Source organism: Nitrosomonas sp. H1_AOB3 (assembly GCF_015709435.1).
GTDB lineage: Bacteria > Pseudomonadota > Gammaproteobacteria > Burkholderiales > Nitrosomonadaceae > Nitrosomonas > Nitrosomonas europaea.
On the sequence record NZ_CP054389.1, the window covers coordinates 624,229 to 637,053 of the forward strand.

The 12,825-nt window shown below is 49.1% G+C and carries 10 protein-coding genes; all 10 read left to right on the top strand.

The features are described from left to right. Positions 1–11: 11 nt before the first annotated feature. The 10 genes from HRU73_RS03050 to prsT all read left to right on the top strand — a co-directional run bounded on the left by HRU73_RS03050 (position 12) and on the right by prsT (position 12,818). On the top strand, positions 12–2,510 hold the full coding sequence (locus HRU73_RS03050; RefSeq protein ID WP_287399405.1) for an ABC transporter permease: 2,499 nt from the start codon (positions 12–14) through the stop codon (positions 2,508–2,510). A 290-nt stretch (positions 2,511–2,800) separates the two neighbouring features. Continuing rightward, complete coding sequence (locus tag HRU73_RS03055; RefSeq protein WP_011112020.1) at positions 2,801–3,280, top strand: Rrf2 family transcriptional regulator; 480 nt, start codon at positions 2,801–2,803, stop codon at positions 3,278–3,280. A 24-nt stretch (positions 3,281–3,304) separates the two neighbouring features. Continuing rightward, entirely contained in the window at positions 3,305–3,634 is a 330-nt protein-coding gene (locus tag HRU73_RS03060; RefSeq protein WP_011112019.1) for a HesB/IscA family protein, read from the top strand. Positions 3,635–3,655: 21 nt separating this feature from the next. Further along, positions 3,656–5,092 carry a Fe-S cluster assembly protein SufB gene (gene sufB / locus HRU73_RS03065; RefSeq protein WP_011112018.1) on the top strand — a complete coding sequence of 479 codons (1,437 nt, stop codon included), beginning with the start codon at positions 3,656–3,658 and terminating at the stop codon, positions 5,090–5,092. Continuing rightward, positions 5,089–5,880 (top strand): Fe-S cluster assembly ATPase SufC, encoded by a 792-nt coding sequence (sufC, locus tag HRU73_RS03070; protein ID WP_011112017.1) that lies wholly within the window; start codon positions 5,089–5,091, stop codon positions 5,878–5,880. Before sufB ends, sufC begins: the two co-directional genes overlap by 4 nt. Further along, positions 5,877–7,184, top strand: a complete 1,308-nt coding sequence (sufD, locus tag HRU73_RS03075; RefSeq protein WP_287399406.1) for a Fe-S cluster assembly protein SufD — start codon at positions 5,877–5,879, stop codon at positions 7,182–7,184. The genes sufC and sufD overlap by 4 nt, the downstream gene beginning before the upstream one ends. 3 nt (positions 7,185–7,187) lie before the next feature. Continuing rightward, entirely contained in the window at positions 7,188–8,456 is a 1,269-nt protein-coding gene (locus HRU73_RS03080; RefSeq protein ID WP_287399408.1) for a cysteine desulfurase, read from the top strand. Beyond that, complete coding sequence (gene sufU, locus HRU73_RS03085; protein WP_011112014.1) at positions 8,453–8,932, top strand: Fe-S cluster assembly sulfur transfer protein SufU; 480 nt, start codon at positions 8,453–8,455, stop codon at positions 8,930–8,932. Before HRU73_RS03080 ends, sufU begins: the two co-directional genes overlap by 4 nt. A gap of 5 nt (positions 8,933–8,937) precedes the next feature. Further along, positions 8,938–9,498: a NifU family protein gene (locus HRU73_RS03090; protein WP_011112013.1), complete on the top strand. Its 561-nt coding sequence runs from the start codon at positions 8,938–8,940 to the stop codon at positions 9,496–9,498. A 530-nt stretch (positions 9,499–10,028) separates the two neighbouring features. Further along, complete coding sequence (prsT, locus tag HRU73_RS03095) at positions 10,029–12,818, top strand: XrtA/PEP-CTERM system TPR-repeat protein PrsT (protein ID WP_287399409.1); 2,790 nt, start codon at positions 10,029–10,031, stop codon at positions 12,816–12,818. Positions 12,819–12,825 lie beyond the last annotated feature (7 nt).

Sequence of the window (12,825 nt, forward strand, 5' to 3'; positions counted from 1 at the left end):
CTGAAATGAACATGATCAGGCTTTCTTTGCGTATGCTGCTGCGAGACTGGCGAGCAGGAGAACTGCATATTCTTACACTGGCACTCATCATCGCTGTGAGCAGTGTGGCTACCGTCAGCTTTTTTTCAGATCGGGTACAGAGAGCACTGGTGCTGGAAAGTAACCGGTTACTGGGGGGAGATTTACTGGTAATTTCCGACACGCCGTTGCCACCCGGTTATGCTGAATATGCCCGGCAGCTCGGATTAAAGACTACCCACCTGACCAGATTTCCCAGCATGATCAGTTTTGGTGACAACAGCCTTCTGACGAGCGTCAAGGCGGTAGCACCTGGCTATCCGTTGCGAGGGGAGTTGAAACTGGCTGACCCGCCAGCGGAAGGGGTTGCTGCCCAACATATCCGGGTTGCTCAAGGAATACCTGAACGTGAAACCGTCTGGGTGGATGAAAAGGTAATGGTGGCATTAAAAGTGACGCTGGGCGACAAGATCGAGGTGGGTGCTGCAGAATTGACAGTCATGTCGATGGTGGAGAGTGAGCCGGATCATTCCGTCGGGTTCGTCAGTATGAATCCCAGATTGCTGATGAATGAGGAGGATCTGGCTGCTACCCGGTTGATCCAGCCAGGCAGTCGAATCAGTTATCAGCTTCTGGTGGCAGGAGATGAAGGGCGTGTAGCCGGGTTCAGACGCTGGATCAGTGAGCGGCTGTCTCCGGGCGAGCGTGTCGAGGGTATTCAGGATGCACGACCGGAGATCCGGTCAGCACTTGATCGAGCTGGTAAATTTCTGAGTCTGGCTGCTCTGGCCAGTGTTGTCGTGGCAGCAGCAGCAGTGGCACTGGCCATACGGCGCTTCATCCAGCGCCATTTGGATGGTTGTGCTGTCATGCGCTGCCTGGGTGCAACTGAATCCGACCTGCTGCGCCTGTATTCATACTATTTTGTAATGCTGGGCTCGGCTGCAAGTCTACTGGGGTGTGTGCTGGCCGTGCTGACACAGGAGTTTTTGTCATACTGGCTGTCAGAACTGCTCGGGATTGCGTTGCCGTTGCCAAGCGTATTGCCCTTTATACAAGGGATACTGACCGGTATGGTGTTGTTGTTGGGTTTTGCTCTTCCCCCCTTGCTGAATCTGCGGCAGGTGCCTGCGTTGCGTGTCATCCGGCGTGATCTTGAACTGGCAAATTTGCACAGTCTGGCGGGTTATGGATTCGGATTTGCCATACTGTCTGTGCTGTTTATCTGGAAGGCTGAATCATTCAAGCTGGGTATCATGATCATGTTTGGTTTTCTGCTGGCAGTCATCCTGTTTGGCCTGTTCGGCTTGTTGCTGATCCGGTTGTTCCTGCTGACTCGTCCGCAAGGTTCGGGTCCGTGGAGTTACGGATTGGCCAATATACGAAGACGAACTATTCCCAGTCTGGTGCAGGCTACTGCATTGGGATTGGGATTGATGGCGCTGCTGACGCTGACTTTGGTTCGTAATGATTTGCTCGAGGATTGGCATGCCCGCCTGCCGGAGAATGCACCTAACCGGTTTCTGGTAAATGTTCAATCGGATCAACAGAAGAAGTTGATGGGGTTTTTCGATGAGCATGCTATTCCACGACCGGAAATTTTTCCGATGGTGCGTGGCCGGCTGATGAAAATCAACGATCGGCCGGTAAATCTTAATGATTACCCTGATCCGCGAGCCAAGCAGCTGGTTAATCGTGAATTCAACCTGTCCTGGACGGATACCCTGCAATCGGATAATGAAATCGTGGTAGGACGCTGGTGGCGCGAGGAGGTCATATCATCCGAACATGAGCTGTCGATGGAGGTGGAGTTTGCCGAAACACTGGGTCTCAAAATGGGTGATCGTCTGACTTTTTATACAGGAGGAGGAGACTTCTCAGCGACGATTACGAGTTTGCGCAAGGTGGATTGGGATACATTCCACGTAAATTTTTTTGCCGTGGTTCGTCCCGGGTTGCTCGATAATTATCCTGTAAGTTATATCACCAGTTTTTACCTGCCACCCGACAAGACACCTATCCTGCAGGAGCTGATCCGTATATTTCCGAATTTTCTGGTAATCGATGTGGCGAGTGTGATTGAACGTGTACAAAATATGATCGAGCAAGTAACGCATGCGATCGAATTTGTATTCCTGTTTACACTGTTGGCGGGATTTGCCGTAATGTACGCCGCGATTGCTTCGACTCAAGATGAAAGAATTTACGAAGCTGCAATTTTTCGGACACTCGGGGCCAGAAAGCAGCAGCTTGCGCGTGCATGGGCAGTGGAGTTTGCAGTGCTCGGGACATTGGCAGGTTTTTTTGCGGCAGCAGGGGCAAGTGCTCTCGGTTACCTGATCGGTAAATATGTGCTGCATATCACTTATTCGCCCAGCCTGTGGATTGGTGCGGTGGGTGTGCTGGTAAGCGTGATCGGTGTGACAGTAATTGGCCTGATCGGGACACGTACGACACTGTCTCAGCCACCTTTACAGGTACTCAGAAAATAAAATAATTCAATACCCGCTCTTTGAATGATGCAATGGCAATAAACAGGCTCTAGTTTTCGTTGAGCTGATTTCAATCATTTCGCTGCTTCTCATACCCTGTCCCGGCTTGTTTCGCGCTTAAATCTTTTCATCCGGGTAGATACTGCCCACGGTTGATTTGCACTGTTTTTGTACTCGATCCTTATACGCTATAGTTGACTAATATTGTCGGGTATTATACAGTTATGGCCGGGCAAATATTCATGGTAAACGTTTCTAAATCGCTTTAAACAATACGCTAGGGGGTAGCAATGAGATTGACGACAAAGGGACGGTTTGCGGTAACTGCTCTTCTGGATATCGCGATACGGCATGGTAACGGGCCGGTTGCGCTGGCCGATATCAGTGAGCGGCAAAGGATTTCACTGTCTTACCTGGAACAACTGTTCGCCAAATTGCGCCAGCGCAAACTGGTTGATAGTGTGCGCGGTCCGGGTGGAGGCTATTGTCTGGCCAAGGGGCTTGACGAAGTATCGGTGGCCGACATCATTCTGGCTGTGGATGAACCCATTGACAGCACGCAATGTGGTGGCAAAGAAAACTGTCTTGGTGACAGCAAATGTATGACGCATGACCTGTGGGCGAAACTAAACGAGATCATATTCGATTATCTCGGTCACGTTACTTTGAAGCGGTTGGTGGAGGAGCAGAGTCAGCGTGAGCTGCAACGCGAATTGCAGCGTGAGCAGGCAGTCGTCAAGTTGTATGACATGCGGGAAGCTGCGTTCTGATTATTTGCTCGCGAGAGATTTTTTATGGCAATTACATTAACTGAGCGTGCAGCCAGGCAGATCCGGCAACAACTGGAGAGGCGGGGGAAAGGGGTTGCATTGCGACTGGGTGTCAAAAAATCAGGCTGTTCGGGGTTTGCGTACAGTTTTGACTATGCTGACGAAGTGCAGGAAGACGATCAGCTGTTTGAGTCACATGATGCCCAAGTCGTTGTTCAACGTGACCAGCTGTCTTTCATTGATGGTTCCGAGATCGATTTCATCCAGGAGGGTCTGAACAGCTCGTTTAAATTTCGTAATCCGAACATAGATAATACTTGTGGCTGCGGAGAGAGTTTCAGCCTTAAAACCTAGTAAATCCAGGAATTATAAAAAATGAGTGCTGTATTACAACATTTGGTGAATCAGCCATATAAGCACGGTTTCGTCACAGATATAGAAGCTGATATTGCGCCTAAAGGGCTCAATGAAGATATTATCCGGCTGATTTCTTCTAAAAAGAATGAACCTGAATGGTTACTTGCATTCAGGCTGGAGGCTTACCGGAAGTGGCTCGATATGGTCGAGCCTGCCTGGCAGAACGTCAAATATCCCAAAATCGACTTTCAGGACATCAGTTATTACTCGGCACCCAAACCGAAGAAAAAGCTTGCCAGTATGGATGAAGTCGATCCCGAATTGTTGCGCACCTTTGAAAAGCTGGGTGTCCCCATGCATGAGCGGGCAGCTTTGGCGGGAGTTGCCGTCGATGTCATTTTTGATAGTGTATCGGTTGCAACTACCTATAAGGAGAAACTGGCTGAAGTCGGTATCATTTTTTGCTCGATTTCAGAGGCTGTGCAGAAATATCCCGAGTTGATCAGGCAGTACCTGGGTACGGTCGTGCCACCAGGGGATAATTACTATGCGGCACTGAATTCTGCCGTATTTACTGATGGTTCTTTTTGCTTTATCCCTAAGGGCGTCAAATGCCCAATGGATCTATCTACTTATTTCCGTATCAACACAGAAGAATCCGGGCAGTTTGAGCGTACATTGATCATTGCGGAGGAAGGTGCGTCTGTTTCCTATCTGGAGGGATGTACCGCTCCCCGGTTTGACACCAACCAGCTTCATGCGGCTGTAGTCGAACTGGTTGCGCTGGATGATGCGGATATCAAGTATTCAACTGTACAGAACTGGTATGCCGGAGATGAGAACGGGGTGGGGGGTATTTACAATTTCGTTACCAAGCGTGGATTAGCCAAGGGTAGAAATTCCCGTATTTCCTGGACACAGGTGGAAACAGGTTCAGCCATTACCTGGAAATACCCTTCGTGCATTTTGCGCGGAGAGAATTCGGTGGGTGAGTTTTATTCCGTTGCGGTGACCAATCATCATCAACAAGCTGATACCGGCACCAAGATGATTCACATTGGTGCGAACACCCGCAGTACCATCGTGAGCAAGGGAATTTCAGCAGGCCAGTCCAACAGTAGTTATCGTGGCCTGGTAAGGATTGCTCCGACTGCCCGGAACGCTCGCAATTATTCACAGTGTGATTCGATGTTGATTGGTAGTCAGTGCGGAGCGCACACTTTCCCGTATATCCAGGTGCAAAATGATAGTGCACAAGTTGAGCATGAGGCTTCAACATCTAAAATTGGGGAAGATCAGTTGTTCTATTTTGCCCAGCGCGGTATTGGTGCAGAAGAGGCAGTGTCGATGATTATCAATGGTTTTTGCAAGGAGGTTTTTCAGCAGCTGCCTTTGGAATTCGCGGTGGAAGCCACCAAATTGCTCAGCTTCAAGCTGGAAGGAAGTGTCGGATGATAAATGCAAATAGCAAGGTTCTGCTCGAAGTGCGTGATTTGCACGCGACGGTGGGTGGAGCCGAGATTCTCAAGGGGGTGAATCTCACTGTCAGGAGTGGTGAGATTCATGCCATCATGGGATTGAATGGTTCAGGCAAGAGTACCTTCGCCAAGGTGCTGGCTGGTCATCCGAGTTATGAAGTAACCCAAGGTACGGTACTTTTCGATGGCCAGGATTTGTCAGTACTGGCACCAGAGGAACGTGCGCAAGCCGGTCTATTTCTCGCGTTCCAATATCCAGTGGAAATACCGGGTGTTGCCAATGACCAGTTCCTGAGGCTGGCGTATAACACCGTCCAGGGACACCGTGGCAAGGAAGAGTTGGATCCTCTCGAATTCGATGATTTCGTGCGGGAAAAAATGAAATTGCTCAAGATGAATCCGGATTTTCTCGATCGCAGCGTCAATGAAGGATTTTCAGGAGGGGAGAAGAAACGTAACGAGATATTGCAGATGGCGTTGCTTGAGCCTCGCCTCGCTCTGCTGGATGAAACGGACTCAGGACTGGATATCGATGCACTCAGGATAGTAGCAAACGGGGTCAATCAGTTATCCAGCAAGGATAATGCCATGATTCTGGTGACGCACTATCAACGATTGCTGGATTATATCGTCCCTGACTACGTTCACGTGATGGAGGCAGGGCGCATCATCAGGACAAGCGGTAAAGAGTTGGCGTTGGCATTGGAAACACACGGCTATGACTGGATTCATGCAAATGATCAGGCAACCGGAGCACAGCCATGAGTACGGCCATCCGGGATGATTACCTTGAGAAGCTGATCGAATCCTGGAAAAAGGAAGCCTCTCCTGTTCATTCCGTATCGTATCTGGATCAGCTCCGGGAGGATGCGCTGGATCGTATCGAATCACTCAGACTACCCACGATCCGTGATGAGGAGTGGCGTTTCACGGATATTTCCTCACTCAGGAGCATGCCGTTTCCGAGGGCTTCTGCCGCGCCTTTACCGGGGCTGGATAAACAGGCAGGTACTTTTCTCGATGAGACCGCTTGCAGACTGGTGTTTGTTGATGGTCAGTACATGTCTGACTTGTCCAGTCTGGCAGATGACGGTTCTATCACTGTTTGCAGTTTGTCCGAGTTGATCGGTACACGTGCTTCCATTGCCGAACGATATTTTGGCCAGCTTGCTGATTTCCAGGAAAACGTATTCGTAGCACTGAATACTGCGTTGATGCATGACGGTGTTTGTATCGTCATACCGGCCGGTGTTTCCGTGAAAGTACCAGTTCATATTCTGTATGTCACCTCGCGGAAGGATGTGGCTGTCTATCCACGTTGCCTCTTGATTGCGGAACCGGGGGCTAACTTGACCGTTGTCGAAGAATATGTGACGTTGCATGAGGGAGCATCTCTGACAAACGCAGTAACGGAAATGTATATCAGAGATTCAGCTTGTGTGAATCATATCCGTGTGCAACGTGAGAGTTCGCAGGCTTTCCATATCGCCAATGGTTCTGTGCTTGTTGCACAGTCGGCTCATTATGATTCAGTCAGTCTTGCACTGGGTGCACGCATTTCGCGTTTTGACCAGAAGATCATACTGGCAGGCGGGAATGCTGAGTGCGAGGTGGATGGACTGGCACTGATAGCCGGTCGTCAGCTCGCGGATACACATACTTTTATCGATCATGCCAATCCGTATTGCCGAAGCAGGCAGCTCCACAAATGTATCGTGGATGAAAGTGCTCACGGTGTTTTCAGTGGAAAAATCATGGTGCGCCCGCATGCGCAACAGACGGATGCCAGACAGTTGAACCGTAACCTGTTGTTGTCGGACAAAGCTCGTATGGATACCAAACCCCAGCTCGAGATTTTTGCCGATGACGTTAAATGTGCCCATGGGGCTACGGTGGGGCAATTGGACAACGAGTCGCTTTTTTATTTGCAGAGTAGAGGGCTCACTGAAGTGGCGGCACGCAATTTGCTGACTTATGCATTTGGTGGAGAAGTCATCAATCGTGTCATCGTGCCCTCGCTCAAACAGCGGCTTGAAGAATATATTCTCGCAAGAACACGAATTGGTTAAATCATGAAAATGGTCGATGCATTATTGACACCTTCTGTACGACAGACGATAGCATCCGGAATGGAGCGGTTGCGTGCAGATTTCCCGATTCTTGATATCAAGGTGGGTGACAAACCACTGGTTTATCTCGACAACGCTGCTTCCAGTCAGATGCCGCAAGCCGTAATCGATCGCCTGGTGCATTACCAGAAAACCCAGCATGCCAATATTCATCGCGCGGTACATCATTTATCCGATCTCGCCACCCAGGAGTATGAGGCCGCTCGGCGCAAGCTGCAGCATTTCATCGGTGCCCGTGAAGAGAGAGAGGTGATTTTCACCAGTGGTACGACTGACAGTATCAATCTGGTCATGCATGGATATGGACGTAAATTTATTCAGAATGGGGATGAAATCATCCTGACAGCGCTTGAGCACCATTCCAATATCGTGCCATGGCAAATGTTGGCCGAAGAAAAAGGTGTGCGTATCCGGGTAGTCCCGATCAATGATGCGGGTGAGCTTCTGGTGGAAGAATATGAAAAACTTTTCAATTCCAGAACCCGGTTTGTGGGTTTGTCACATGTTTCCAATGCACTTGGTAGTATCAACCCGATCAAACGCATGATTACCACGGCACATCAGCACGGTGTGCCCGTTCTGATCGATGGTGCCCAGGCAGCGCCCCACATGAAAATCGATGTGCAGGATCTTGACTGTGATTTTTATGCATTTTCAGCACATAAAATGTGTGGCCCTACCGGGGTCGGTATTCTATACGGTAAAGCACATCTGCTTGAATCCATGCAGCCATTCAAAGGGGGGGGGGATATGATTGCCTCAGTCTCCTTTGAAAAAACGACCTACAACGATATTCCGTACAAGTTTGAGGCGGGTACTCCTCCCATTGCTGCAGTAATAGGCTTTGGTGCTGCCATTGATTATCTGGAACAGATCGGCCTGGATGCCATTGCCGCTTATGAACATGAGCTGCTGGTTTATGCATCAGAACAGATCAGGATGATTCCAGGTGTGAGAATCGTGGGTGACTGTCCGGATAAAGTGGCAGTAATATCGTTTGTCGTGGATGGTATTCATCCGCATGATGTTGGCACGTTACTGAATCAGGATGGAATCGCCGTACGCACGGGCCACCATTGTGCGCAGCCGATCATGCAGCGTTTCAATGTAGCGGCGACATCACGTGCTTCATTTTCGTTTTATAACACTAAAGAAGAGATCGAGGTCCTGGTGGCGGGTATTCGATCCGTACAAAAGGTTTTCGCACAATGAGTCTGAAATCGATCTATCAGGAAGTCATTCTTGATCATAATCGTAAGCCGCGTAACTATGGTGCACTTCGTTCGCCTACTCATCATGCGACGGGACATAATCCTTTGTGTGGTGATCGCATAGAGCTGGATATCAATATGCTCGACGGGCATATTGAAGAAATCGCATTCCAGGGTGAATCCTGTGCGATCTGTAAGGCATCTTCTTCGATGATGACGAATGCTGTCAAAGGGAAATCACATCAGGAAGCTGAGGCTCTGATTCAGGAATTCAGAGAAATGCTGGTAAGTGGAGAGGATAAGAGCTTCGATCACCTCGGCAGGCTGAAGGTACTTGCGGGGGTGCGTGATTTACCGACTCGGGTCAAGTGCGCGATTCTGCCGTGGCATACCTTGCATGCTGCCATGAATTCAACGGATAGTGCCACGACAGAAGCAGATGATCATGCAAGCAAACTGGTAGCAAACAATCACTGACAGCTATGCCGAAGATTGCCGAAATCGAAGGAACCCCCAATCCCAATGCATTGAAATTTGTCCTGAAGGAGCCACTGACTTGGGGAGTTGCTAAATCTTATGATCATGCCGAGCAGGCAGTTGATGATCCGCTTGCTGCTGCTTTGTTCGATATCGATCACGTTACCAATGTCTTTTATGTAGATCGCTGGATCACGATTACACAGGATGGAGGGGCAGACTGGCAGGATCTGGCACGTGAGGTGGCAGATCCGATTCGTGCAGCGCCGGCTGCAACGGATCAGTCGGCTGCCGTCGTTGCTGCAGCCAGTAGAACACTGGCTGATCTCAGTGAAGAGGATCAGCAGCGGCTGGAGCGAATCAATATCCTGCTGGATGAAGAAGTTCGTCCCTTTTTGCAGCATGATGGTGGTGATCTTCATGTACTGGCACTGGAAGGTAATATTCTGCGTATTCACTATCAGGGGGCATGTGGTACCTGTCCCAGCTCGATTTCCGGAACGTTGAGAGGAATTGAACAGCTTCTGAGGACGATTGAGCCGGATATCCGGGTAGTATCTGCCTGACACCATACTTACGATCTGTACAAAAATTCTTCAGAATGACTGGTTTTTACGAGAAGTGGAGATCAGTTGCCAATACAGTTATGCCATGAACATGGCATAACTGGTGCTACGTATATTCTTCGTGGAGCCTGGATTCTGATTGACTCACTGCCTTTCCTGATCAGAGAGATAAACTCCGTTCAGAGCTGTACCATGCTTTTGTGATCGCTGCACGTAATCCCCTTTCAACACTACCGCCTTCATCGTCTGTCTACTGTTCTTCAGGTGTGGTATTTATCCTTTTATATATGGGTAAATAGCTTTTTAATGTATGCTGATCGCGACGGAAATGGTTTTATCCGGTATTCCGTTTAGATATCAGGTTGTTTCGGTGTTAAAACATATAATCCCTGTTGATTTCATAAATTTGCCAACCTGCTGGTTGTGCTATAACTACTCGATTGAATGTATTCGGATAAAAACCGTAACTTCAGGTTTGTTTCGAGGGGCATCTTGCAAATTTATGTACTTAATTACCAAAAGAGGTAGATATGAGCGGTTCAGGTAAAACGATCACCCAAATGAAATCGACGGCAATTCTTGCTCCTGTGATAGCCGTTATCCTGATACTTTCAGCCTGCGGTAAACCCATGGATGCACAAGCGCTGGTGGCCGAGGCAAAGCAGTATCAGCAGCAGGGTAATGACAAGGCGGCCATTATCCAGTTGAAGAATGCGCTGCAGCAAAGCCCGAATGATCCTGAAATCCGCTACTTGCTTGGAACGCTCTATAACAGGGAAGGAGATATTCAGTCGGCAGAAAAGGAATTGAATAAAGCACTCGATCTCGGTATGGATCCGGTCAAAGTGTTGCCCGGCCTGAGTCGAGCCTGGCTGGGAATGGGAAAATTTCAGCAGGTGCTGGATGAAACCGGAAAATTATCCGACAAAGGAAATTTTGCCGAACTGCTTGCTCTGCGTGGTAATGCTTCGCTGGCGCTCGGCAAATTTGAAGAAGCCAAGGTATTGTTTGAACAGGCGTTGCAAGACAAACCGGGATTTTCAGATGCGTTGACAGGGCTGGCCAGATATTCACTTGCTCGTAACGATATTGAATCGGCCATGAATTTTTCTGAAGAAGCGGTGAAGCTCAACCCGGAAAACAGTGATGCGGTATTGTTCAGAGGCGATTTGCTGCGGGCGCAGAACAAAATCGACGAAGCACTGGCCGATTATGATAAAGCCATAAAATTGAACCCTGAATCAGAAGCTGCGTATATCAACCGGGCAACCATATCGATCAGTACCAAGAAATTCGAAGCTGCTCAGGCAGATCTGGATGCTGTTCGCAAAATTGCTCCAGGCAGTCTGCTTGCCGCTTACACTCAGGCGTTACTTGACTTCAGTCAGGGTAAACATGCGGTGGCCCTTGAGACTTTGCAACGGATATTGAGTTCGGCCCCGGGTCATTTACCGAGTGTACTGCTTGCAGGTGCTACCCAATTTGCTCTGGGTTCGTTTCCTCAGGCGGGGCAATATGTGGAACAATATCTGAAAGCAATTCCTAACAATCTTTATGCCATTAAGCTGATGGCATCGATTCAGCTGAAAAATAATCAGGTCAAACAGGCAATTACCACCCTTACTCCGGCATTGAAGTCAGTGCAGCAGGATCCGCAATTATTTGCGCTTGCTGGAGAAGCCTACATGCGATCGAAAGATTTTACGAAAGCTTCTGAATATTTTGAGAAAGCTGGCGAACTGGCGCCAGACAACGCATCATTATATACCGCGCTGGCCATGAGCAAGATGGGGCAGGGGGATAGCAAAAGTGCAATTGCTGATCTGGAACAGGCTGCCCAGCTGGATGATCAATCCGGCCGGGCGGGCGTTATGCTTGTTCTGACTCATTTGCAGCTGCGCGAGTTTGACAAAGCATTGAAAGCAGTTGAATCACAGCTTGCGGAACAACCGGATAATCCGTTGCTACATAACCTGAAAGGTGGCATTTATCTGGGTAAAAAAGATTTAGCCAAAGCACGTTCAAGCTTCAATCAGGCACTTTCCATCCAGTCTGATTATTTCCCGGCCATTTCCAATCTGGCCAGAATCGATATGCAGGAAAACCATCCTGAAGCAGCTCAGCAGCGTTTTGAAGACGTTCTGAAGCGGGATAAAAAAAATGTACAGGCAATGAATGCACTGGCGGGCATTGCACTTGCACGCGGAAATAAAGAAGAGGCCACCGGATGGCTGGAAAAAGCCAGTCGGGAAAATCCGGATGAACTGCAACCTGCTTTACAGTTGGGAGCGCATTATCTGGCAGTGAATGATCCCGGGAAATCACTTGCGCTGGCTAAGAAGCTGCAAGGTATTCATCCCGATAATCTGAGTATCGTGGAACTGCTCGCACGTTCTTACCTGGCCACTGGTGATAAAGATGCTGCACTGGAAAATTTCCAGAAACTGGCTGCCAGATTACCGGATTCTGCTCCTGCCCAGTTACAACTGGCGCAAATCTACAGCTCCATGCAGAACAACAAGGCCGCTGCTGGTTCACTAAAAAAGGCGCTGACCATCAAACCGGATCTCTGGGAAGCCAAACTGATGCAGGCCCAGCTGGCAGTCGCAGCCGATCGTGTGGAAGATGCATTCAATATTTCGCGTGATTTACAGAAGCAGCACGAGAAACTGCCGGTTGGATTCGAGCTGGAGGGTGATTTGCAGATGAGGCAGAAAAATGCCGCTGTCGCTGCTACAGCCTATGAAAAGGCACTGAACAGGCAAAAGAACAGCCAGTTGCTGATCAAACTGCATACGGCCCTGAGCCAGAGTGGAAAAGAAAAGCAGGCTGATCAGCGACTCAATCAATGGCTGAAAGAAAATCCGACCGACGCGGTTACACGTACCTATCTCGCAGGTGTTTATCTGGCCAGCAAGAAATATGATCCTGCTATCAAAGAGTATCAGACTATCTTGAAGCAGCATCCCGATCATGCTGCCACATTGAACAACCTGGCGTGGGTATATCAGCAGAAGAAGGATCCTGTTGCTCTTGAATATGCGGAGAAGGCATACAAACAGGCGCCCGACAGCCCAGCTATCCTGGACACACTCGGCTGGATTTTGATCGAGAAGGGAGATGCTGAACGAGGAACTTCACTCCTGCAGAAAGCAGTCACGGCCGTTCCGGAAGCTGCAGAAATCCGTTATCACTACGCGGTCGGATTATTCAAATCCGGCAACAAGGCTGAAGCACGTCAGGAGCTTGAGAAACTACTGGATGGCGATAAACCGTTCCCTCAGAGAGATGATGCGAAAAAGCTGCTTGAAAGCCTGTGACAAAACA

Excerpts from the sequence above, each read along its gene's own strand:
- HRU73_RS03050 (WP_287399405.1), top strand. The coding sequence starts at position 12 with ATGATCAGGCTTTCTTTGCGTATGCTGCTGCGAGACTGGCGAGCAGGA.
- HRU73_RS03055 (WP_011112020.1), top strand. The coding sequence starts at position 2,801 with ATGAGATTGACGACAAAGGGACGGTTTGCGGTAACTGCTCTTCTGGAT.
- HRU73_RS03060 (WP_011112019.1), top strand. The coding sequence starts at position 3,305 with ATGGCAATTACATTAACTGAGCGTGCAGCCAGGCAGATCCGGCAACAA.
- sufB (WP_011112018.1), top strand. The coding sequence starts at position 3,656 with ATGAGTGCTGTATTACAACATTTGGTGAATCAGCCATATAAGCACGGT.
- sufC (WP_011112017.1), top strand. The coding sequence starts at position 5,089 with ATGATAAATGCAAATAGCAAGGTTCTGCTCGAAGTGCGTGATTTGCAC.
- sufD (WP_287399406.1), top strand. The coding sequence starts at position 5,877 with ATGAGTACGGCCATCCGGGATGATTACCTTGAGAAGCTGATCGAATCC.
- HRU73_RS03080 (WP_287399408.1), top strand. The coding sequence starts at position 7,188 with ATGAAAATGGTCGATGCATTATTGACACCTTCTGTACGACAGACGATA.
- sufU (WP_011112014.1), top strand. The coding sequence starts at position 8,453 with ATGAGTCTGAAATCGATCTATCAGGAAGTCATTCTTGATCATAATCGT.
- HRU73_RS03090 (WP_011112013.1), top strand. The coding sequence starts at position 8,938 with ATGCCGAAGATTGCCGAAATCGAAGGAACCCCCAATCCCAATGCATTG.
- prsT (WP_287399409.1), top strand. The coding sequence starts at position 10,029 with ATGAGCGGTTCAGGTAAAACGATCACCCAAATGAAATCGACGGCAATT.